General features: G+C 61.1%; 16 protein-coding genes and 3 pseudogenes. 9 read left to right on the top strand and 10 right to left on the bottom strand.

The genetic code is table 11. From position 1 onward, the window contains the following. Positions 1-157: 157 nt before the first annotated feature. From AC3ITA_RS19435 to AC3ITA_RS19445, 3 genes and pseudogenes are all read left to right on the top strand, one after another. Positions 158-1,228, top strand: a pseudogene (locus AC3ITA_RS19435) (methyl-accepting chemotaxis protein); the annotation flags it as partial. Between the two features lie 264 nt (positions 1,229-1,492). Continuing rightward, positions 1,493-2,086, top strand: a pseudogene (locus tag AC3ITA_RS19440) (methyl-accepting chemotaxis protein); the annotation flags it as partial. Positions 2,087-2,404: 318 nt separating this feature from the next. Next, entirely contained in the window at positions 2,405-4,081 is a 1,677-nt protein-coding gene (locus tag AC3ITA_RS19445) for an MFS transporter (RefSeq protein ID WP_095942587.1), read from the top strand. Between the two features lie 120 nt (positions 4,082-4,201). Here the strand turns inward: AC3ITA_RS19445 and AC3ITA_RS19450 are convergent, their stop codons facing one another. The 3 genes from AC3ITA_RS19450 to AC3ITA_RS19460 are packed head-to-tail and all read right to left on the bottom strand — an operon-like array spanning position 4,202 to position 6,507. Then, on the bottom strand, positions 4,202-5,518 hold the full coding sequence (locus AC3ITA_RS19450; protein ID WP_489278223.1) for a sensor histidine kinase: 1,317 nt from the start codon (positions 5,516-5,518) through the stop codon (positions 4,202-4,204). Then, on the bottom strand, positions 5,515-6,183 hold the full coding sequence (locus AC3ITA_RS19455) for a response regulator transcription factor (RefSeq protein ID WP_095942585.1): 669 nt from the start codon (positions 6,181-6,183) through the stop codon (positions 5,515-5,517). The genes AC3ITA_RS19450 and AC3ITA_RS19455 overlap by 4 nt, the downstream gene beginning before the upstream one ends. Before the next feature lie 3 nt (positions 6,184-6,186). Next, positions 6,187-6,507, bottom strand: a complete 321-nt coding sequence (locus AC3ITA_RS19460) for a PepSY domain-containing protein (protein WP_095942584.1) — start codon at positions 6,505-6,507, stop codon at positions 6,187-6,189. 323 nt (positions 6,508-6,830) lie between these two features. Here AC3ITA_RS19460 and AC3ITA_RS19465 point away from each other — a divergent pair, with 323 nt between their 5' ends. The 4 genes and pseudogenes from AC3ITA_RS19465 to codA all read left to right on the top strand — a co-directional run bounded on the left by AC3ITA_RS19465 (position 6,831) and on the right by codA (position 10,119). Further along, positions 6,831-7,910 carry a patatin-like phospholipase family protein gene (locus AC3ITA_RS19465; protein WP_489278224.1) on the top strand — a complete coding sequence of 360 codons (1,080 nt, stop codon included), beginning with the start codon at positions 6,831-6,833 and terminating at the stop codon, positions 7,908-7,910. Between the two features lie 75 nt (positions 7,911-7,985). After that, on the top strand, positions 7,986-8,342 hold the full coding sequence (gene queD, locus AC3ITA_RS19470; protein ID WP_008049817.1) for a 6-carboxytetrahydropterin synthase QueD: 357 nt from the start codon (positions 7,986-7,988) through the stop codon (positions 8,340-8,342). A 251-nt stretch (positions 8,343-8,593) separates the two neighbouring features. Then, a pseudogene (locus tag AC3ITA_RS19475) lies at positions 8,594-8,692 on the top strand (alpha/beta fold hydrolase); the annotation flags it as partial. Positions 8,693-8,874: 182 nt separating this feature from the next. Further along, entirely contained in the window at positions 8,875-10,119 is a 1,245-nt protein-coding gene (gene codA / locus AC3ITA_RS19480) for a cytosine deaminase (RefSeq protein WP_489278225.1), read from the top strand. Between the two features lie 111 nt (positions 10,120-10,230). On the opposite strand, the gene AC3ITA_RS19485 is transcribed toward codA, so the two are convergent. After that, the gene (locus AC3ITA_RS19485; protein ID WP_489278226.1) at positions 10,231-11,223 is read right to left on the bottom strand and encodes a diaminopimelate epimerase; all 993 of its coding nucleotides are present in this window, start codon (positions 11,221-11,223) and stop codon (positions 10,231-10,233) included. A 164-nt stretch (positions 11,224-11,387) separates the two neighbouring features. Between AC3ITA_RS19485 and AC3ITA_RS19490 the strand changes: the two genes are divergently transcribed. Continuing rightward, positions 11,388-12,539, top strand: a complete 1,152-nt coding sequence (locus AC3ITA_RS19490; RefSeq protein WP_095942579.1) for an MFS transporter — start codon at positions 11,388-11,390, stop codon at positions 12,537-12,539. Positions 12,540-12,625: 86 nt separating this feature from the next. Here AC3ITA_RS19490 and AC3ITA_RS19495 read toward each other — a convergent pair whose 3' ends face one another. The 3 genes from AC3ITA_RS19495 to AC3ITA_RS19505 form a co-directional block, all read right to left on the bottom strand. Next, positions 12,626-15,049 carry a TonB-dependent siderophore receptor gene (locus AC3ITA_RS19495; RefSeq protein WP_489278227.1) on the bottom strand — a complete coding sequence of 808 codons (2,424 nt, stop codon included), beginning with the start codon at positions 15,047-15,049 and terminating at the stop codon, positions 12,626-12,628. 98 nt (positions 15,050-15,147) lie between these two features. Then, positions 15,148-16,131 carry a FecR family protein gene (locus AC3ITA_RS19500; RefSeq protein WP_489278228.1) on the bottom strand — a complete coding sequence of 328 codons (984 nt, stop codon included), beginning with the start codon at positions 16,129-16,131 and terminating at the stop codon, positions 15,148-15,150. A 40-nt stretch (positions 16,132-16,171) separates the two neighbouring features. Continuing rightward, complete coding sequence (locus tag AC3ITA_RS19505; RefSeq protein ID WP_057713991.1) at positions 16,172-16,672, bottom strand: sigma-70 family RNA polymerase sigma factor; 501 nt, start codon at positions 16,670-16,672, stop codon at positions 16,172-16,174. Between the two features lie 232 nt (positions 16,673-16,904). On the opposite strand from AC3ITA_RS19505, the gene tynA reads away from it, so the two are divergent. Beyond that, positions 16,905-19,193: a primary-amine oxidase gene (gene tynA, locus AC3ITA_RS19510; RefSeq protein WP_489278229.1), complete on the top strand. Its 2,289-nt coding sequence runs from the start codon at positions 16,905-16,907 to the stop codon at positions 19,191-19,193. A 134-nt stretch (positions 19,194-19,327) separates the two neighbouring features. Here tynA and AC3ITA_RS19515 read toward each other — a convergent pair whose 3' ends face one another. Genes AC3ITA_RS19515 through AC3ITA_RS19525 form a run of 3 tightly spaced genes read right to left on the bottom strand, consistent with a single transcriptional unit; the run spans position 19,328 to position 21,620 of the window. Next, entirely contained in the window at positions 19,328-20,356 is a 1,029-nt protein-coding gene (locus AC3ITA_RS19515) for an SEL1-like repeat protein (RefSeq protein WP_489278230.1), read from the bottom strand. Positions 20,357-20,358: 2 nt separating this feature from the next. After that, complete coding sequence (locus tag AC3ITA_RS19520) at positions 20,359-21,306, bottom strand: phospholipase D-like domain-containing protein (protein ID WP_489278231.1); 948 nt, start codon at positions 21,304-21,306, stop codon at positions 20,359-20,361. Then, positions 21,303-21,620 carry a hypothetical protein gene (locus tag AC3ITA_RS19525; protein ID WP_489278232.1) on the bottom strand — a complete coding sequence of 106 codons (318 nt, stop codon included), beginning with the start codon at positions 21,618-21,620 and terminating at the stop codon, positions 21,303-21,305. Before AC3ITA_RS19525 ends, AC3ITA_RS19520 begins: the two co-directional genes overlap by 4 nt. Positions 21,621-21,712 lie beyond the last annotated feature (92 nt).

The raw sequence follows: 21,712 nt of genomic DNA on the forward strand, positions 1-21,712 counted from the left end.
GGGCATCGTGACCCTGCTGGTGGGTCTTTCGCTGTACCGCATGGAGCACAGCTCCGAGTTGGTGAAAGCCTCGAGCATGGAGATGCTGACCGAAGCGGCCCAGGTCCGGATCGAGTCCCAGGGGGAAAACCAGGCGCTGGGGATTCGCCAGCAGTTCATGGACGCCTATCAGTACGGCCACGGCTTCTCCCGGCAGGTGCTGTTCCTGCGTGATCAGGCCGAGAAGCGCTTTCTCGATGCCTTCGACCTGCGCGAAGACCTGACCCGCCAGGTCAAGTCGGCCCTGCAAGCCAACCCGGAGCTGCTCGGTCTATCCCTGGTGTTCGAACCCAATGGGCTGGACGGCAAGGACGAACTGTTCGCAGGGCAGGCCGAATTGGGCAGCAACGACAAGGGCCGTTTCGCCCTCTACTGGTCGCAGCCGACGCCGGGCAAGGTAACCTCCATGGCGCTGCCGGAAAAGGACATGGCCGACACCAGCACCGGCCCCAGCGGCGAAGCGGCCAACGCCTGGTTCACCTGCCCGCGCACCGCCCTCAAGCCGTGCGTGATCGAACCCTACTTCTATGAGATCGACGGTCAGAACGTGCTGATGACCAGCATCGTTTTCCCGCTGATGGTCAACGGCAAGGTCATCGCCTCGCTGTCGGTGGACATCAACCTCAACAGCCTGCAAGCGGTCAGCCTGGGCGCGAGCAAGAAGCTCTATGACGGCCAGACCAGCGTCAGCATCATCAGCCCGGCCGGCCTGCTCGCCGGCTACAGCCCGGACGCCAGCAAACTCAGCCAGCGCCTGGACGTCGTGGACAAGGCCAGCGGTGCCGAACTGCTGAGCATGCTCGCCGCCGGCAGCAAAACCGCCAGCCTGCACAGCCATCAGCAACTGAAACTGCTGGCGCCGTTCCAGCCGATTCCCGGCGGCAAATCCTGGGGCGTGCTGCTCGACGTGCCGGAGAAAGTCCTGGTCGGCCCCGCCGAAGCCCTGAAAAAGCAACTCGATGACAGCAACACCGCCGGTACGCTGGTCGAACTCGGCCTGGGCGTGCTCGCCGCACTGCTCGGCCTGGTGCTGGTGTGGTTGATGGCCCGCAGCGTCACCCGACCGATCCTCGGCGTGGCGCACATGCTCGAAGACATCGCCAGCGGCGAAGGTGACCTGACCCGCCGACTGGCCTACGACAAGCAGGATGAACTGGGCCAACTGGCCGGCTGGTTCAACCGTTTCCTCGACAAGCTGCAACCGATCATTGCCGAAGTGAAACGCTCGGTGCAAGACGCCCGCAGTACGGCTGACCAGTCGTCCGCCATCGCCGCACAAACCAGCGCCGGCATGGAACAGCAGTACCGTCAGGTGGACCAGGTGGCGACCGCCTCCCACGAAATGAGCGCCACCGCCCAGGACGTCGCCCGCAGCGCCGCGCAAGCGGCCCATGCAGCGCGGGATGCCGATCAGGCGACCCGTCAGGGTTTGACCGTGATCGACCGCACCACCGCCAGCATCGACAACCTCGCCGCCGACATGAGCGCGGCCATGATCCAGGTCGAAGGCCTGGCCGCCAACAGCGAGAAGATCGGCACGGTACTGGAAGTGATCCGTGCGATTGCCGAGCAGACCAACCTGCTGGCCCTCAACGCCGCGATCGAAGCGGCCCGTGCCGGTGAAGCGGGACGCGGGTTTGCCGTGGTGGCCGATGAAGTGCGCAACCTGGCCCGGCGTACCCAGGAATCCGTCGAAGAAACCCGTCTGGTGATCGAACAACTGCAAACCGGCACCCAGGAGGTGGTGGGTTCGATGAACAACAGCCATCGTCAGGCCCAGGGCAGTGTCGAGCAGGTTGGCCAGGCGGTGACGGCGCTGCGCCAGATCGGCGACGCGGTCACCGTGATCAACGACATGAACATGCAGATCGCCAGCGCCGCCGAAGAGCAAAGCGCGGTGGCCGAGGAGATCAACAACAACGTGGCGACCATCCGCGACGTGACCGAGTCGCTGTCGGGCCAGGCCAATGAATCGGCGCGGGTCAGCCAGTCGCTCAACAGCCTGGCGAACCAGCAGCAGAGCCTGATGGATCAGTTCCGCGTCTGAGCCTTGCAAGTCCCCTGTAGGAGCGAGCCTGCTCGCGATAACGGTGGGTCAGACAACATCTTTGTTGATTGACACTCCGCCATCGCGAGCAGGCTCGCTCCCACATTTTTCCCACATTTGATTCTGTGCCCGACTCAATCAAATAATGGCGAGTGGATATCTGCCGGACCTTGATTATGCTTCATGGAACCTTACAGCGTTTTCTGGCGTCAACCTGAATGCAAGCCACGTAATCCGATGACTTCAGCCCCAGGGCCTGGGTACGGTTAGTGATGGTGGGAACTCCGGCCTACAACAAGAGCAAGACGGAGAATACTCATGGCAACAATCGACACTACAGCCACCGGCAGCACGCCCAACCGCGGGCTCACCCGGGAGGAGCGCAAGGTCATCTTCGCCTCGTCCCTGGGCACCGTGTTCGAATGGTATGACTTCTACCTGTACGGCTCCCTCGCGGCGATCATCGCCAAGCACTTCTTCGCCGGTGTCAACGAAACGACCTCCTTCATCTTCGCCCTGCTCGCCTTCGCCGCCGGCTTCGCCGTGCGACCCTTCGGCGCCATCGTGTTCGGTCGGTTGGGCGATATGATCGGGCGCAAGCATACGTTCCTCATCACCATCGTGATCATGGGTATTTCCACGGCCGTGGTGGGTTTGCTGCCCGGCTATGCGACCATCGGCGTGGCCGCGCCGATCATTCTGATCAGCCTGCGCCTGTTGCAAGGCCTGGCGCTGGGCGGTGAGTACGGCGGCGCCGCGACCTACGTGGCCGAACATGCACCCAAGGGCAAACGCGGCTTCTTCACCTCGTGGATCCAGACCACAGCCACCCTCGGCCTGTTTCTTTCGCTGCTGGTGATCCTCGCCTGCCGTACCGCTTTGGGCACCGAAGCCTTCGAGGCCTGGGGCTGGCGGATTCCGTTCCTGCTGTCGATCCTGTTGTTGATCGTCTCGGTGTACATCCGCCTGCAGCTCAGCGAGTCGCCGGTGTTCCAGAAAATGAAAGCCGAAGGCAAGTCCTCCAAGGCACCGTTGACCGAGTCCTTCGCCCGTTGGGGCAATCTCAAGATCGTGATCATGGCCCTGCTCGGCGGTACCGCCGGTCAGGCGGTGGTCTGGTACACCGGGCAATTCTATGCGCTGTTCTTCCTGTTGCAGACGCTGAAGATCGACCCACAGACCGCCAACCTGCTGATTGCCGGCTCGCTGCTGATCGGTACGCCGTTCTTCGTCATTTTCGGCAGCCTGTCCGACCGCATCGGGCGCAAGGGCATCATCATGGCTGGCTGCATCCTTGCGGCCGTGACCTATTTCCCGATCTTCCATGCCTTGACCCAATACGGTAACCCCGACGTGTTCATTGCGCAGGAGAAGAATCCGGTCACGGTCATCGCCAATCCCGCCCAGTGTTCGTTCCAGTTCGACCCGGTGGGCAAGGCCAAATTCACCAGTTCCTGTGACCTGGCGAAGACCGTGCTGGCCAAAAAGGCTATCCCCTACAAGAACGAGAACGCCGAGCCGGGCGCCGTTGCGCAGGTGCGCATTGGCGAAAAAGTGATCGAAAGCTTCGAGGGCACCGGCATGCCGGCCGCCGACTTCAAGGCCAAAAACGACGCCTTTACCGCCACCCTGGTCACCGCCCTCAAGGACGCCGGCTACCCCGAAAAGGCCGACCCGGCCAAGACCAACTACCCGATGGTGTTGCTGCTGCTGACGATCCTGGTGATCTACGTGACCATGGTCTACGGGCCGATTGCCGCCTGGCTGGTGGAACTGTTCCCGGCGCGCATCCGCTACACCTCCATGTCGCTGCCCTATCACATCGGCAATGGCTGGTTCGGTGGCTTCCTGCCGACGGTGGCGTTTGCCATGGTGGCGGCCACGGGGGATATCTACTACGGGCTGTGGTATCCGATTGTCATCGCGGTGATGACGGCGGTGCTGGGTATCTTCTTCATGCCGGAAACCAAGGATCGGGAGATTCATCACACCTGACCGGCGCCGTCCCTGTAGGAGCGAGCCTGCTCGCGATAGCGGTGTGTCAGCCACAGTTAATGTTGACTGACATGGCCTCATCGCGAGCAGGCTCGCTCCCACAGGGTTCCTGGTGTGGCTTCAAGTGTGTTTTGGCAACTCGATGACGACCATCAGCCCGCCCCACTCGCTTTCGAGCAACGACAGTTTGCCGCCCCAGCTGTCGACGATGTCGCGCACGATACCCAGCCCCAAACCATGCCCATGGGTTTGCTCATCCAGCCGCGTCCCTCGACCGAACACCTGATCGCGACGCTTTTCGGGAATGCCCGGGCCGTCGTCTTCCACGCTGAGTTCAAAGCCCTCTGCATTCTCGGCCACGGTCAGGCGAACCTCGGCATCCGCCCATTTGCAGGCGTTATCCAGCAGATTGCCCAACAGTTCCAGCAAGTCCTCACGATCCCAGGGCAATTGCAGGCCGGTGGGTGCGCGGTAACTCAGCGCCAGGTGTTCGCCATGGATCATGTTCAGGGTGGCCAGCAATCCGGGGAGTTCGGCATCGCAATCAAACAGTGCGCCCGGTAAGGCATCGCCGGACAACCGCGCACGATTGAGTTCCCGATTGAGCCGTTGCTCGACCTGTTGCAGTTGTTCCTTGAGGGTCTTGCGCAGTTGCGGATGCGCGTCGAGTTGCTCGCTTGAAGCCAGGCTCAACAGCACCGCCAGCGGGGTTTTCAAGGCGTGGCCGAGGTTGCCCAGGGCATTGCGCGAGCGCTTGAGGCTGTCCTCGGTGTGGGCCAGCAGATGGTTGATCTGCGCCACCAGTGGCTCCAGCTCCACCGGCACCTGATCATCGAGTTGCGAGCGCTGGCCCTGTTGCAACTGCGCGATCTGCTCGCGGGCCTGCTCCAGCGGACGCAAGGCCCGGCGCACGGTAATCCGTTGCAGCAGCAGAATCAGCAACAACGCGGTTAGACCGAGGCCGAACCCGAGCTGTTGCATGCGCCGGAAGCTTTCGCGTATCGGCGTGTAATCCTCGGCGACGCTGATGGAGATCGGCACCCCCGAACGTCGATAGTCCGTGCGCAGCATCAGTAACTGTTGCCCCTCCGGCCCCAGTTGCAGGTTGCCGTGCAGGCCGGGGTGATCGAGCACCGGCAGTTCCTGATCCCATAGGGAACGGGAACGCCAGTGGCCGTCGACGAAATCAATGCGGAAATAATGCCCGGAAAACGGCCGCTGGTAGGCCGGTGACAGGCGTCGCTCATCCAGTTGCAAGCCTTGCGGCCCGCGCACCAGTGCCGCCAGCAGGTTCTCGCTGTCATTGCGCAACCCGGCTTCCAGGTAGCGCTGCAACCCCATTTCGAACAGCCACAGGCTGGTTTGCGCCAGCACCAGGCCAACGACCACCATCACGCTGATCAGGCCCAGGCTCAAGCGGCGCTGAATCGATTTCACCGGGCTTGCCCGCCGAACAGGTAACCCTGGCCGCGACGGGTTTCAATCACGCTTTTGCCGAGCTTGCGGCGCAAGTGGTTGACGTGGACTTCCAGCACATTGGAGTCGCGCTCGGTTTCACCGTCGTAGAGGTGTTCGGCGAGATGGCCCTTGGAGAGGATCTGCTCGGGGTGCAGCATGAAATAACGCAACAGGCGAAACTCCGCTGCGGTGAGCTGAATGTCGGCACCGTCGCGCACAACGCACTGGCGACCTTCGTCCAGATGCAGCCCGGCGGCCTTGAGCGTTGGCTGGTTGACCTGGCCATGGGAGCGGCGCAACAACGCCTGGATGCGCAAAAACAGCTCTTCGGGGTGGAATGGCTTGGTCAGGTAATCGTCGGCGCCGGCCTTGAGGCCCTCGATGCGTTCGGCCCAGGAGTCCCGGGCCGTCAGGATCAGCACCGGCGTGGCCAGCCCCGCCGCCCGCCATTGTGCCAGCACCTCAAGTCCCGGCACGCCCGGCAAACCGAGGTCGAGGATGATCAGGTCATAAGGCTCGGTGCTGCCCTGATACACCGCATCGCGACCGTCGGCCAGCCAGTCCACCGCATACCCTTGGCGATTGAGGCCGGCCAGCAGTTCATCGGCCAGGGGCACATGGTCTTCCACCAGGAGCAAACGCATGGATCAGTCTTCCTCGTCTTTCAATAATCGGCCGTCAGTCGCATCGATGTGCAGCTCACGGACCACGCCTTCGGGGGTCAGCAACTCGACATCATAAAGGTAGATGTTGTGCTTCTCTTCGAGCTCGGCTTCCAGCAGTTTCGCGCCGGGGTAGCGATCCATCGCCTGCTGCAGCAGTTGCTCCAGCGGCAGGATCACGCCCTGTTGACGCAGGCGCAGGGCTTCATCCTGATCCAGGTCGCGGGCCATCACTGCCGAGCAAAATGCCAGAAGCAGCAGCGCCATCCTGCGTGCGCAACATCGATTGAGTAGAAACACCTTCATTACCAATCCTGATGATCCTTGAGTCACTGCCCGCTGACCGGGTCTAATTCCATGCCCAGTGCCAGTGGTGTGAGCTTCTCGAAAGCCACAATGGTACCAGCGATGCGCTATCCCAGCGTTGCGTCGGGGTCCAGGCGAGCCACCCTAACCCGCTGAACTTAATTGAAACTGAATTGCCATCATCGACAACACCCCCCCCTCTGTGGGAGCGAGCCTGCTCGCGAAGGCGGCGGTACACTCAACTCAGCGGTGACTGACACACTGCTTTCGCGAGCAGGCTCGCTCCCACATAATCTGTCCGCTGGCCATACATCGAGAGCGCAATGACCGCCATCCACATCAAGTTCCCTTCCCTGACCCTCAAGGCCGGTCCGCGCGCCATTGCGCACATCCGCGCCAACGGCCTGAACGCCGCCGACGTCGGCACCCTGCCTGGCGCGGCCGGCGGTCCGAAGGCACTGGGGATTCAGGGTCTGGACCTGGCGCTGTTCGGCGAGTGGCTGCCGGCGTCACCGCGGGAACGCTCGCTGATTGGCGCATCGGTGGGTTCCTGGCGCTTCGCCAGCGCCTGCCTGCCGGACGCCGCCGAGGGCATCCAGCGTCTCGGGCAACTGTACACCGAGCAACACTTCGCCAAGGGCGTGACCATGGCGCAGATCAGCCAGAGCTCACAGCGCATGCTCAATGACCTGCTCGACGGTCGCGATGCCTCGATCCTCAGCAACAACCATTACCGGCTGAACATCATGGTGGTCAAAAGCCACGGTCTGCTGGCCGACGATCATCGCGGCCGCCTCGGGCTGGGCCTGTCATCGGTCATCGCCGACAACCTGCGTGGCCGGGCACGGTTGGCACGGCACTTCGAACGCCTGATCATCCACGACCCGCGCCTGGCGCCGCCGGTCAATGCCTTGACTGACTTCCCGTCGCGCTTCGTCGCCCTCAATACCGGCAATTTGCGCCAGGCCCTGCTGGCTTCGGGCTCGATCCCGATGGTGATGGAAGGCGTGCGCGACCTGCCCGGCGCCGGCGCCGGGACCTTCCGCGACGGCGGTCTGCTGGATTACCACCTGGACCTGCCCTACAGCGGCAACGACATCGTGCTCTACCCGCACTTCACCGACCGGGTGATCCCCGGCTGGTTCGACAAGACCCTGCCGTGGCGCCGCGCCTGCCCGGCTCGCTTGCAGAACGTGCTGTTGCTGGCGCCGTCGAAGGAATACCTGGCGCGCCTGCCCCACGGCAAACTGCCGGACCGTAACGATTTCAAGCGCTTCATGGGCGACGCCCCGAGCCGGCAGAAATACTGGCGCACGACCATGGACGAAAGCCGCCGCCTGGGGGACGAATTCCTCGAACTGGCCGCCAACGGTCGCCTCGGCGAGCGCTTGCTGACCCTTTAGTCAGGACAAACTGGTAAACTCGCCGCCTGCCCGAATCGCTGCGGCGAACGCCACCTGAACAGAGCTGAAAACACTGTGGAAATCTTCAAGGAATTTACTTTCGAATCCGCCCACCGCCTGCCCCACGTACCGGACGGCCACAAGTGCGGGCGCCTGCACGGTCACTCGTTCAAAGTGGCCATCCACCTGAGCGGCGACCTCGACCCGCACACCGGCTGGATCCGCGACTTCTCGGAAATCAAGGCGATCTTCAAGCCGCTGTACGAGCGCCTGGACCACAACTACCTGAACGACATTCCCGGCCTGGAAAACCCGACCAGCGAAGTGCTGGCCAAGTTTATCTGGCAGGAAATGAAGCCTCTGCTGCCAGAGCTGAGCGCGATCCGTATCCACGAGACCTGCACCAGCGGCTGCATCTATCGCGGCGAGTAAGCCAGGCAACACAAATAACCTGTGGGAGCGAGCCTGCTCGCGATGACGGCGGCACATCCAACATCAATGTGCCTGACCCACCGCTATCGCGAGCAGGCTCGCTCCCACAGGGGAACAGCGTTTTGTCAGAGAAAAAGAAAACAGCCTTCATCGGCTGTTTTTTTATGCCTATCCTTTTTGCCTCTTCCCCCCGCCAAGAGGACAAGCCCATGACTGACTGGCCACTGGATCAGGTCTTCGACTTCAACGGACATCAGATACCCAACGCCGGTCATCTGGTTCAGGAAGATGCACCTGAAGCCATAGTCGCTGCGCTGCTACGGTTTTTGCCACTGCAGAAATCTTCCTGAATAAACCCAATCCCCTGTGGGAGCGAGCCTGCTCGCGATGACTCTGGCACATTCAGCACCAAGGTGACTGACACTCCGCCTTCGCGAGCAGGCTCGCTCCCACATTTTGAACTGGCGGGATTCGCCACAGGCGAGCTAACGTAAGGATATTGCCTACACGATTCACGAAAAGGACTCGCCCGATGCACATCATCAATGCCCGTCTGCGCAACCAGGAAGGCCTGCATGAGTTGAACCTGGAAAACGGCCTGATCAGCAGCATCGGCCGCCAGACCGAAGCCCGGACCCTGGGCCCTGACGATCTGGATGCCGGCGGCAATCTGGTGGTGCCACCCTTTGTCGAGCCGCACATCCACCTCGACGCCACCCTGACCGCCGGCGAGCCGCGCTGGAACATGAGCGGCACGCTGTTCGAAGGCATCGAGTGCTGGGGCGAACGCAAGGCGACCATCACCCACGAAGACACCAAGGCCCGGGCGAAGAAAACCATCCAGACCCTCGCCGCCCACGGCATCCAGCATGTGCGCACCCACGTCGACGTCACCGACCCGCAACTGACCGCGCTCAAGGCGATGCTCGAAGTGCGCGAGGAGAGCCGGCACCTGGTCGACCTGCAAATCGTCGCCTTTCCCCAGGAAGGCATCGAGTCCTACCACAATGGCCGCGAATTGATGGAAGAAGCCATCCGCATGGGCGCGGATGTGGTGGGTGGCATTCCACATTTCGAGTACACCCGCGACCAGGGCGTCAGCTCGGTGAAGTTCCTGATGGACCTGGCCGAACGCAGCGGTTGCCTGGTGGACGTGCATTGCGACGAAACCGACGACCCGCATTCACGCTTTCTCGAAGTGCTCGCCGAAGAGGCCCGCAGCCGCGACATGGGTTCGCGGGTCACGGCCAGCCACACCACGGCCATGGGCTCCTACGACAACGCTTACTGCGCCAAACTCTTTCGCTTGCTCGGGCATTCGGGGATCAGTTTTGTCTCCTGCCCCACTGAAAGCATCCACCTGCAAGGTCGCTTCGACAGTTTCCCGAAACGCCGGGGCGTGACCCGGGTCAACGAGTTGCTGGAAGCGGGCATGAACGTGTGCTTCGGGCAGGACTCCATCGTCGATCCGTGGTATCCGCTGGGCAACGGCAACATTCTGCGGGTGCTCGAAGCCGGCCTGCACATCTGCCACATGCTCGGTTATCGCAACCTGCAAAGTGCGCTGGACCTGGTGACGGACAATAGCGCCAAAGCCATGAACCTCGGCGATCGCTACGGCCTGGAGCGCGGGCGGCCGGCGAACCTGCTGATTCTGTCGGCGGAAAGTGATTACGAAATGATCCGCAGCCAGGGGTTGCCGCTGTACTCGGTGCGTGAGGGCAAGGTGTTGATGAAGCGGACGATGCCGGTGGTGGAGTTCAGTGGGCTGAGCTGAAATTTGCGTTGACCGGATTGGCCCCATCGCGAGCAGGCTCGCTCCTACAGGTTTTGTGAACGACATAAAACCACTGTGGGAGCGAGCCTGCTCGCGATGGCGATATCAGCTTCACTCGATCAATCGAGCCGTACCAAACAGACTGACCCGACTCAACTCCCCCGACTCTTCCTCCAGCAAGATCGGCGCCGTGCCACCCGGCATTGTCACCTTCACCTCCCCGGCGCTCACCCAACCTACCCGCCAGGCCGCACAGGCCACCGCGCTGGCGCTGGTCCCCGACGACGCCGTCGGCCCCTCGCCGCGCTCGAATACCCGCGCGGCGATGTGCCCTTCGGACAAGCGCATGGCCCATTGCAGATTGATTCCCGCCGGACAGGGTTTGCCTGCACCGACCGGCAGGGCGTAGGCGATTCGCGTCAGCCCCTCACCCAACGCCGGCTCGCGCATCTGTTCGTTGCTCGGCAGGTCCTCGGCACTGTCCACCAGCGTCACGCAATGGGGATTGCCGACCCGCACGAACTGGCTGCGCGACCATGGGTCATTGAGTGCCGACAATTGCACAACATGGCTGAGTTCGCGGCCATTCAACAGCACCGTTTCAACGCCGACTGCACTGACTGCCGTCGGTCCGAACCCGGGCTGGCCAAGGTCAAGCCAGAAACCCTGCACGCCCTCGACTTGAGCGGCTTTCACTGAAGTCTGCCCTGGCGAAGGCGTATCAGCCTTGTCGTGGTGAACCCTGAGCAGACAGGCTTCGTTCTGCGGTAACAACCCTTGATCGCTGAGGGCCTGGGAAAAAATCGTCAGCCCGTTGCCGCTGCGTTCGGCCAGGGTGCCGTCGGTGTTGACGATCAACAGATCAAAGGGAGGCGAGGGCTGAAACGGTCCGACCAGCAAACCGTCGCTGCGATGATCCTTGCTGCCGGACGGTTGGGTACCTGGCGCCCAGCTGCAGCAAGCCTCGACCGCCGCCATCGCCCAGGCTTCGAGGGTTTGCGCTGCCTGGATGGCCTGATCGGGCAGGTCAATGCCCTGGCGGCGCAGTTCTTCGGGCGCTACCACGATGTAGATGTTGCCCCGTGCATCGTACCGCTGCGCCATGGCGCCCTCCGTGTGTCATTGAAATGGCTCAACATATCGCGAAAAGCAGCGGCGCTGTGCAACGATGTCGCTCTGTTTGACCGTAAACTTTCCGGGCACTGATCGAACCCTCACAGGCCGATCACTGTCCGTTGAGGACGCGACGCTTTTTGCCAAGGATTATTATGACCAGCCTCAACAGCCAGACCACCTTCGTTCCCGGCCGCCTGGAACAGATGTCCACGCGCATCGGTTTTTTCATCGCCGGAGCGGGCATCGCCGCATGGGCGCCGCTCGTGCCCTATGCCAAGGCCCGGGCCGGACTGGATGAAGGCACCCTGGGTTTGTTGCTGCTGTGCCTGGGGGTGGGTTCGATCCTGGCGATGCCGTTGGCCGGGATCCTGTCCACACGTTTCGGCTGCCGACGGGTGACGACCGGCGGAACCCTGCTGATCTGTGTCGCCTTGCCGCTGCTGGCGACGGTGTCGTCGATTCCGGCGCTGATCGCCGCGTTGTTCATGTTCGGCGCGGGGCTCGGCACCGTGGATTCGACGGTCAACCTGCAAGCGGTGATCGTCGAGCGCGCCAGCGGCAAAAACATGATGTCGGGTTTTCATGGCCTGTTCAGCCTGGGCGGGATTGTCGGTGCAGCGGGTGTCAGCGGCTTGCTTGGCCTGGGGATTTCACCCCTGGGAGCCACGCTGGTGGTGATCGTGTTGCTGCTGATCGCGCTGGCCAAGGCCGTGCCGCATCTATTGCCCTACGGCAGCGAGAGTTCGGGGCCGGCCTTTGCGGTGCCCCACGGCATCGTCCTGTTCATCGGCGGCATGTGCTTCATCGTGTTCCTCGCCGAAGGCGCGGCACTGGACTGGAGCGCGGTGTTCCTGACGCAGGAACGTGGCATCGACACGGCGTATGCCGGGCTTGGTTATGCGGCGTTTGCCCTGACCATGACGGCCGGGCGTTTGACCGGCGACAAAATCGTGCGACGCCTGGGCGCGACGCGGGTGATTGTGTTCGGCGGGCTGACAGCCGCTTCAGGACTGTTTCTGGCGACGTTCGCACCGAGCTGGGAGGCGGCGCTGGTGGGTTATGCGCTGCTGGGGGGCGGTTGCTCGAACATTGTTCCGGTGCTGTACACCGCCGTCGGCAAGCAGACGGTCATGCCCGAAAGCATCGCCGTGCCGGCCATTACCACCCTGGGGTATGCGGGCATCCTGGCAGGCCCCGCCGTCATCGGCTTCGTCGCCCATGGCAGCAGCTTGAGCTTTGCCTTTGCCTTGATGGCGTTGTTGCTGGTGGCGGTGGCCGTTGGCGGGAGAGTGTTGAAGGTCTGAAAAGCTTCCCGAGCAGGCTCGCTCCCACAGGGATCACACGGAACCTGTGGGAGCGAGCCTGCTCGCGATGGGGTCCACTCGGTCTGTCAGAACCCGACACTGGCCTGCACGAAGAACGTGCGCGGCGCACCGACGTACATCCCCGAGTTGTTGTCGCTGGAACGGGTGAAGTACTGCTTGTCGAAGATGTTCTTCACCCCCGCCCCCAGTTTCAGGTTTGACACCTGCGGACCGAAGTCATAGCCGGCACGTGCGTTCCAGAGCACGTAACCCGGGATATCACCGAACTGGCCGTCAGCGCTGCCTTCGGTGATGTAGTTGCCGTTGAAGCTGCCATCGGCGTTCACGCCGGTGCCCGGCGAACGCTGCTTGGACTGGGCGAACGCATCGAGGTTGTAAGTCCAGCGGTTGACGTCGTAACGCAGGCCGGCGGTGGCAACCTGGCGGGAGTAGAACGGCAGGTCACGGCCCTTGAAGCCCGGGATCTCGCCTTCGTAGGTGGCGCGGGTGTAGGTGAAACCGGCGTTGGCGGTCAGGCCGTCCAGCATCGGGTTCAGCGCAGCCATGTCGTAATGCACCGAGGTTTCGATACCCTGGTGCTTGGTCGCGCCGAGGTTGGTCCAGCCCACATCGTTGCTGATGTATTGCAGTTCGTCGTCGAAGTCGATGTAGAACAGCGTCACTTCGCCGCCCCACACGTCATCGTTGTAACGCGTACCGATTTCGTAGGTCTTGGCCTTTTCCGGCTCCAGGCCGTTGGCGGGCTCATTACCGATACCGCCCTGCCCCAGCTGGAAATACTGCAGCGCGCCGAACGAGGTTTCGTAGTTGGCGAACAATTTCCAGGCATCGGACAGGTGATACATCACGCTCAGGGCCGGCAGCGGCTCGTTGCTTTCGATGCTGCGTTTTTTCTCCGGCACCCGTTTACCGGCGGTATCGAGCACCGGGCGATCGTGCCAATCGGTGCTGATGTGCTCGAAGCGAATACCCGGCGTGACAGTCCAGTTGCCGACGTCGATCTTGTTGTCGACGTAGACCGAATTGGCCTCGGTGCCACCGGTGCGGTCCTGATAGACATGGCCGTCCGCTCCTGGACGCACGACTGGCTCGTTGTTGACCAGCGCCACACGACTGGCCTCTTCGTGCATGGCCTCTTTCAGGTAACGATAACCGACGCTGACTTCCTGGGTGGTCGGGCCCACATCAAACACATGGGACACCCGTGGTTCGATACCGTAGGTGTAGTAGCTGCGCGGATAGGAATTGAGTGTCTTCAGATCCCGCGAGGCAATGGTGCTGCCACGGAAACTGTCGGTGTAGTAGGTCAGCACTTCGGCCTGGGTGCGATCGTCGATCTGCCGCACCCACTTGAACGACACATCCTTGCGGCGGCCACTGAAGTTGTCGTGGTCGCGCACGGACTGGAACGGGTCGGCGTCGTATTGCGCCTGGGTCAGGCCGCCGGGCATGTCGGCCTTGGCGTCGTAGTAGTGGAAGTTGAGGCTGAAATCGTCGACATCGGTCGGGGCCCAATGGGTCTTGAGGATCACGTCGTCGATGTCGTTGCCGTTGTTGCTTTCACGGTAACCGTTGCCGTTCACCCCGGAGTACAACAGCGCCACGCCCATGCCATTGTCGGCGGTGCCGCCCATGAACGCGGTATCGATGTGCTTCCAGCCACCGTGCTGCGAGGTTTCCAGGGTGGTGCCGATTTCCGCCGAGGCTTTTTCCGGGATCGCGCGGGTCACGAAGTTGATCACGCCGCCCACGTTTTGTGGTCCGTAGCGTACGGAGCCGGCACCGCGTACCACGTCGATGCTGTCGAGGTTGCCGGAGGAAATCGGCGCCATGGACAGTTGCGGCTGACCGTAAGGCGCGAACGCCGCCGGGATGCCGTCGATCAGCACGGTGGAGCGAGGCGACAGGCGCGAAGTCAGACCGCGTACGCCGACGTTCAGGGAAATATCACTGCCACCGGTGCCGTTGGCGTCTTGGACTTGCACGCCCGGGACACGTTTAAGTACGTCGCCGACGTTCATCGCACCCTGCTCGATCATGGCTTCACGGCGCACCACCGTGCGTGCGCCGGGGTGGTTCTGCACCACGGCGGCATCGGCATCACCGAGCCAGTCGCCGACCACCTTGATGTCCGTCACGCCCAGCTCCAGCGGGCCGTTGGCCGTCGAAGTCGGTGCCGGCATCAACGTCACCGAACCTTCATCGATCTGGTATTGCAGGCCGCTGCCTTGCAGCAACTGGCGCAGCGCGTCTTCCGGGGAAAGGTTGCCATCCACCGCCGGGGCCTGCTTGCCGGCAACCAGTTCAGGGCTGAAGAACACCTGAAGCGAGGTTTGCTGGCCCAATTGGCTCAGGGCTTCTCCCAAGGGTTGCGCCGGAATGCGGATGCCGTCGGCAGCGAAGGCCTGGGGCAACGCAATATTGACCGCCAGCGCGAGGGCCAGCGGCAACCAGGGGAGTTTGTTGTTTTTAGCGGTGGAGTTTTTCACGTCGAACGTAATCCTGTGGATCGCAAGAGTGTGCGCTTGTTAATGCAAACCAGTTGCAGTTGAACAGGAAGACGATGAACTCGAAAAAAACCTGAATTTTATTTTGAGATTATTTCCTGGCTGCCATCGCCAAGGGTACGCACGGCCACCGGCAGGATGCTCGGCAAGGCCTTGAGCAGTGCGTCGGTATTGTCGGATTTGAACACGCTGGTCAGGCGCAGATCGCCCACTGCTGCGTTGGCGACCTTGAGCGGCTTCTCGCGATAGCGCGAGACCTGCTCGGCGACATCGGTCAGGCTGGCGTTGTTGAACACCAGTTTGCCATTGCGCCAGGCAGTCATTTCCGTCGGGTTGACGGCATAGGCGACGGCAACTTTGCCCCGGGCATCGACGTGGGTGCCAAGGCCTGCCGTCAGATTGATGAAATCGTTATCGCCGGCATCGCGCCCTTGAACCTTGACGGTACCCTGCTCCACCACCACCCGGGTTTCGCTGGCGCCATGGCGTACATCGAATCGGGTGCCGGTGACCGTGACCTTGCCGCTGCCCGCCGCGACCACGAATGGTCGGCTGGTGTCGTGCTCGACACTGAACATCGCTTCGCCTTCGCTCAGCTCAACGTTGCGCCGACCCTTCTCAAAGCGCACCTGGATCCGGCTGCGACTGTCCAGATCGACCACCGAGCCATCGGGCAACGCCACTTGGCGTCGCTCATTCAGGGACGTTGAAAACTCGGCCGTGTAAGGCGCCGGATGATTCAGGCCGCTGAACAAACCCAGGCCGAGCGCCACGGCCAGCACGCTGGCGGCCACTGCGTAACGCAGCATCGGGCGAGGCTTTTTCAGGGCTGGCGGAGTTTCACACAGGGCCCGCAAACGCGTCGCCGGCACCAGGTCGGCGGCGCTCCACAAGCCCTGGAGTACTTCGAATTCGCTTCGGTGCTGGGGGTGCTGGTCCAGCCAGAGCTGAAACCGGCGCCGCACTTCGACATCCGCAACAGGCTCCTGCAAACGCACAAACCACTGCGCCGCGTCATCGCGAACCGCTGTTTGCCCGCACGCGCAATCACGAGTATCCATCATGGAAGTTCCTGTTTGGCTGGGGAGGAGAAGGCGCGGCCGGTCATGACTGCAACCCGTCCAGGCGATCACGCAGGTGCCGAAGCGTGCGGATCATATACTTTTCCACCATGTTCTTGGACAGTCCCAGGCGTTCGGCGATTTCGGCCTGGGTCAGGCCCTCGATTTTCTGCCAGACAAACACCTTGCGGCAGTTGACCGGCAGCTCGGTGAGTGCCCGTTCGATGGAATCAGCCAGCTGGATCGCGTGCATGAAATGCTCCGGGTCGCCGGTCGGCGACTCACTGAGATCGATCGCCTCCGACTCCATGGCGCCCCGCCGGTCCTCGCGCCGATAACCATCCACGGCAATGTTGCGCGCGGTCTGGTGCAAATACGCCCGGGGCTGTTGCACCACCGCCGAATCGGACTCAAGCACCCGCACGAAGGTGTCGTGGGCCAGGTCCTCGGCCTGCTGACGATTCCTCAGGCGACGGGTCCAGGTACCAACCAACTCTTCGTAATGCTCGAAAAAGCCGTGTCTGCGGGGCAGCTTGAGGGTCATTGCGGTGTGCTGTGGAGACGGGGCGTGAATAGTAATGCTTCCTATTAACTTGAAGCAATGACTGCGCTCCAATGAACGAGCACTTTGTCCGCTTGCCAATGTGCCTTCCGTCAGGAAAGCTGGATCGCGGCACGGAACCCAAGAAATCTGGCAGGCATTCAAAAGCATCCATTGACGGGTTGTAACAAAGTGCAGGAGTGCCCGTACCCGGCTTTTCCCCAGGAATTCACCCATGTTCAGCCCCAAAGCGTCGCCCAAAAGAACACCGCTTGCCCGCCTCGCCCTGGCCATCACCCTGAGCACCCTCGGCCTGCCTTTCTGGGCGGGCAATGCCCAGGCCCACGGCGGTCACGCCGACATGGTGCCGCTGCAAGCGGGTCTTGAGGAATTTGGCGCCACGGTGAAATGGGACGATTACGCCAATCTGTTCACCATCGCCAAGGACGGGGTCTACCTCAAGGTCAAGCCCAACAGCAAAGTGGCGATGCTCAACGGCAAGCGTATCGAGCTGACGGTGCCGGTGGTGTTCAAGGACCATACGGCGTTCATGTCCAAGGACTTCATCAACCAGGTGTTCCAGTCAGGGCTGGACAAGACCTTCGTCGTCGAGACCCGCCCCAACCCGCTCAATCCCCTGAGCGCGGCCGAAATCACCACGGCCGTGGACATCGTCAAGAAATCGGAAAACTACAAGCCCGGCTTCCGCTTCACCGAAGTCTCGGTCAAGGAGCCGCCGAAGGATCAGGTGTGGAACTTCGTCTTTACCGGGCAGAACGTCGCCCAGCCGCGTGAGGCCTCGATCGTGGTGCTCGACGGCAAGCACGTGATCGAAGCCCTGGTCGATCTCGACAAGAAAGAACTCAAGTCCTGGAGGCCGATCGAAGGCGCCCACGGCATGGTCCTGCTGGACGATTTCGCCACGGTGCAAACCGCCGTGGAAACCAGCCCGGAGTACGCCCAGGCCCTGGCCAAGCGCGGCATCAATGACGTGAAGAAAGTCGTGGCCACGCCGCTGACCGTCGGCTACTTCGACGGTAAGGACGGCCTGGCTCAGGACAAGCGCCTGCTGAAAATCGTCAGCTATCTCAACACCGGTGACGGTAATTACTGGGCGCACCCGATCGAGGGCCTGGTGGCGATTGTCGACCTGGAACAGAAGAAACTGATCAAGATCGAAGACGAAGCGCTCATCCCGGTACCGATGAAGCCGACGCCGTATGACGGTCGCGGACGCCAGGGCGTGGCGGTCAAACCGCTGGAAATCATCGAGCCCGAGGGCAAGAACTACACCATCAGCGGCAACAGCATTCACTGGCAGAACTGGGACTTCCACGTTCGACTCGACTCGCGGGTCGGGCCGGTCCTGTCCACCGTCACCTACGACGACAAGGGCAAGAAACGCAAGATCATGTACGAAGGCTCGCTGGGCGGCATGATCGTGCCTTACGGCGACCCGGATATCGGCTGGTACTTCAAGGCCTACCTCGACTCCGGCGACTACGGCATGGGCACCCTGACTTCACCGATTGCCCGTGGCAAAGACGCCCCGCAAAACGCCGTGTTGCTGGACGCCACCATCGCCGACTATACCGGCGCACCGACGGCAATCCCGCGCGCCATGGCGGTGTTCGAGCGCTACGCAGGTCCGGAATACAAACACCAGGAAATGGGCCAGCCCAACCTCAGCACCGAGCGTCGTGAACTGGTGGTGCGCTGGATCAGTACCGTGGGCAACTACGACTACATCTTCGACTGGGTCTTCCAGCAGAACGGCACCCTCGGCATCGACGCCGGCGCTACCGGCATCGAAGCGGTCAAGGGCGTGAAATCGAAAACCATGCACGAAGACACCGCCAGGGAAGACACACGCTACGGCACCCTACTGGACCACAACATCGTCGGCACCACGCACCAGCACATCTACAACTTCCGCCTCGACATGGACGTGGACGGCGAGCAGAATTCGCTGGTGGAAGTGAACCCGGTGGTGCTGCCGAACGACCGTGGCGGCCCGCGCACCAGCACCATGCAGACCGAAACCAAAGTCGTCACAACCGAGCAACAGGCGGCGCAGAAATTCGACCCGTCGACCGTGCGCCTGCTGACCAACTCCAGCAAGGAGAACAAGGTCGGCAACCCGGTTTCCTATCAGCTGATTCCGTACGCCGGCGGCACGCACCCGGTGGCCAAGGGCGCCAACTTCGGCAAGGACGAATGGCTCTACCACCGCCTGAGTTTCATGGACAAGCAGCTATGGGTGACGCAATACAACCCGGAAGAAAAATACCCGGAAGGCAAGTACCCGAACCGCTCGGATAAGGACTCGGGCCTGGGGCAGTTCACCCAGGACAACCACTCCATCGAGAACACCGACGATGTGGTCTGGCTGACCACCGGCACCACCCACATCGCCCGCGCCGAGGAGTGGCCGATCATGCCGACCGAATGGGTGCATGTGCTGTTGAAGCCGTGGAACTTCTTCGATGAAACGCCGACCTTGAACCTCAACGCACCGAAGTAACCAGGCCGAACGCAATACCTGTAGGAGCGAGCCTGCTCGCGAAAAAATCAAAGACACCGCGATTCTCCAGCATTCGCGCGTTATCGTTGACGACCATCGCGAGCAGGCTCGCTCCTAAAGACTTCCAGTGATCGTCATTGATGTTTTGATAGCGGCAGACCGGTTTCCGGATCGAGGCTTTTTTCCTGACTGAGCTCGCGGATCATGTCCTCCGAAGGTTTCTCCGGTGGTGGTGTGGAGTCCCTTTTTTTCAGCCATTCGAAAGTACCGTCCCACTCAGGGAGTTTGGCTGGGGGAAGCGGAACGATGTTGTCGATGTCGGGGACCTTGGCGCCAAAATCTTCATAGCGATCCAGGAATTCTTCGATTGTTGCGTAACGACGGGAGCGCTCTGGATCTTCGGTCAATGCAAAATAATACAGTCGGTTTTTTGGATCTGGTGTTGCAAACCCTCCACTCAAAAACCCGGCACTGTTATTGCTGCCGTTTCGAACGCCGGCCTGAAAACCCTCAATAGCTTCAGGATAGGAATGCCGCACTTTCAAAAACATTCCGTAATGGTAGGCGCTCTGCGCATGCCCCTGATTCATCGCGCAACGACGCATATCAAGAACTGTTTGTTTCGCTGGCGCAATCCCTTCAAGTAACTTCGACACGTAAAACTGCGCATCGGGGTTGCCCAAGTCCGCAGCTCTTCGAAAATATGCATGTGCTCGACTGGTATCCTGTTTGACCCCATAACCAAGTTCCAGATAATGCCCCATATCATAGTAGCCACCAGGAACACCAGCCGCGATGAGTTTCTCGACAATATCGATCACTTCCTTGCCAGGGTGATCGCTTTTAATCAGGCCTTGCGATATCAGTGTATGCAGATTCGTCGCAGCCTTGTAGCTGCCTGCGGCGTAGGCCAACCGGTAGAATCTGGCTATCTGCTCATAGTCCTTTTCATCAACTCCGGAGTTTAGGAATCGTGCATAGTTATAAAGACTCTGAGCATTTTCACTAACAGGCGGCAGGCGCTCTGACTCTTTAACACAGGTAAACTGCAATTTACCCAAGGCATAGGCCATATGGTCATCTGTAATATCCAAACTTTCTTCCTTTTTACACGCTCCAAGACCAACCATTAGAAAAGATAAAAATAAAACCCTTAGAACCATTATCAATCCTTATATGTTCGACTAGGGCTTTCCCTTCTGAACTCGGTCAGAGAGCTCAACGGAGACTCTAGGTTTTCGCTATTGCTGCGATTTGCAGCGTTGTAACCTGCGATCCTAGTCCAAGTATGAAAGGCGACTCTAATATCATCCCCAGCCCCCTGCTCATCCGTATGTATCCCCCACAACTTCTTCCTCAACGGCCTGGCAACCGCCGGATCCTCAATACAGATATTCAGCTCACTGTCGACTTCCATACTCCGTGTATTGATGTTGGCCGACCCCAAAGTGGTGAACACATCGTCAATGATCAGCAACTTGCTGTGGATATACACATCCAGCCAGTTCTTGGGTGGCGAGTCCGGAGCGACCAGGGTGCACACCACGACCTTCAGGCCCGGAATCTCTTCGGGCAGCACGGGCTTGGCATCTTCCTGAGGAAGGTTGGCCACCAATTCCTCGTATTGTTTATGCGCCGCTTTCAGTCGAGCCTCGATGGGTTCGTAGGCCCGACTGACCCATTCGCCGTGAATGTGGCCATAACCGCAGTTGAACAGGGTGGATTCACGTTGGGCGTCGAGGACCTTCTGCCTGGCTTGAGCAACTCGTTCCTGAAGCTCATCGCGGCGCTCCAGTCGGGAGACCTCTGGAATGACATCCGGACGCCCCAGTTGCCTGAGCATCCGGTAGGTGTTGACCGTGCCATCGCCCTTGCCTTCATTGGAGGAGTTGGTCACGACAAACAGATAAATCGGGCCATGCACGGCCGTGTTTCGACCCCAGGCCACCTGGACCGCAGCGGCGTTCTTGATCTCCTCGGCCAAGGGTGGCCAGCGAAAGTACTGGTTCTCCAGATACAAAAACTGCGTCACATTCCTGGCCGCTTGCAGGTAGTTCGACTTGATGTCTTGCCGGCCTTCCTGAAGCTGCGTTCGCAAGACCTGCGCCATCATCCGTGGGCCGAACCCGGCCCGAGGCCGGAGCTAGCCGCCATCACGCCCAGCAGTTGGCCTATGCACAGCGAACTGGTATCCCCGCGCTTGAAGTACATCGATGGCTGAAATCCCCAACAGATGATTTCCACACTGCTTTTGGCTTCAAGGATGGCGTCATAGACCGCGCCGAATGCACACTCGCCGTTCACCAGCGGCTCAAAGGTGGCGGGCACTGGGCCATATTCGGTGCGCTGCGTGAACCACGGCAGGTTGAGCTGGCAGGTGTTGGTTTTGCTGGTGGCGATCGGGACGATGATCGTGGGAGTGGCCATCTTCAATCCTCCGTTTTGGGGGAGTTCCGTAGGGTATGGGCCGCCCGCAAGCCCGAACCGGGCAGCCATTGTGCTGAAGCGAATCTGTCGCT

The sequence above is a fragment of the Pseudomonas sp. GL_090 genome, assembly GCF_057837765.1.

Coding starts and splice junctions, on each gene's coding strand:
- AC3ITA_RS19455 (WP_095942585.1), bottom strand. CDS start 6,183: ATGCGTTTGCTCCTGGTGGAAGACCATGTGCCCCTGGCCGATGAACTG.
- AC3ITA_RS19505 (WP_057713991.1), bottom strand. CDS start 16,672: ATGACCCTCAAGCTGCCCCGCAGACACGGCTTTTTCGAGCATTACGAA.
- AC3ITA_RS19515 (WP_489278230.1), bottom strand. CDS start 20,356: ATGGTTCTAAGGGTTTTATTTTTATCTTTTCTAATGGTTGGTCTTGGA.
- AC3ITA_RS19490 (WP_095942579.1), top strand. CDS start 11,388: ATGACCAGCCTCAACAGCCAGACCACCTTCGTTCCCGGCCGCCTGGAA.
- AC3ITA_RS19445 (WP_095942587.1), top strand. CDS start 2,405: ATGGCAACAATCGACACTACAGCCACCGGCAGCACGCCCAACCGCGGG.
- AC3ITA_RS19460 (WP_095942584.1), bottom strand. CDS start 6,507: ATGAAGGTGTTTCTACTCAATCGATGTTGCGCACGCAGGATGGCGCTG.
- AC3ITA_RS19520 (WP_489278231.1), bottom strand. CDS start 21,306: ATGATGGCGCAGGTCTTGCGAACGCAGCTTCAGGAAGGCCGGCAAGAC.
- AC3ITA_RS19485 (WP_489278226.1), bottom strand. CDS start 11,223: ATGGCGCAGCGGTACGATGCACGGGGCAACATCTACATCGTGGTAGCG.
- tynA (WP_489278229.1), top strand. CDS start 16,905: ATGTTCAGCCCCAAAGCGTCGCCCAAAAGAACACCGCTTGCCCGCCTC.
- AC3ITA_RS19525 (WP_489278232.1), bottom strand. CDS start 21,620: ATGGCCACTCCCACGATCATCGTCCCGATCGCCACCAGCAAAACCAAC.
- codA (WP_489278225.1), top strand. CDS start 8,875: ATGCACATCATCAATGCCCGTCTGCGCAACCAGGAAGGCCTGCATGAG.
- AC3ITA_RS19465 (WP_489278224.1), top strand. CDS start 6,831: ATGACCGCCATCCACATCAAGTTCCCTTCCCTGACCCTCAAGGCCGGT.
- AC3ITA_RS19500 (WP_489278228.1), bottom strand. CDS start 16,131: ATGATGGATACTCGTGATTGCGCGTGCGGGCAAACAGCGGTTCGCGAT.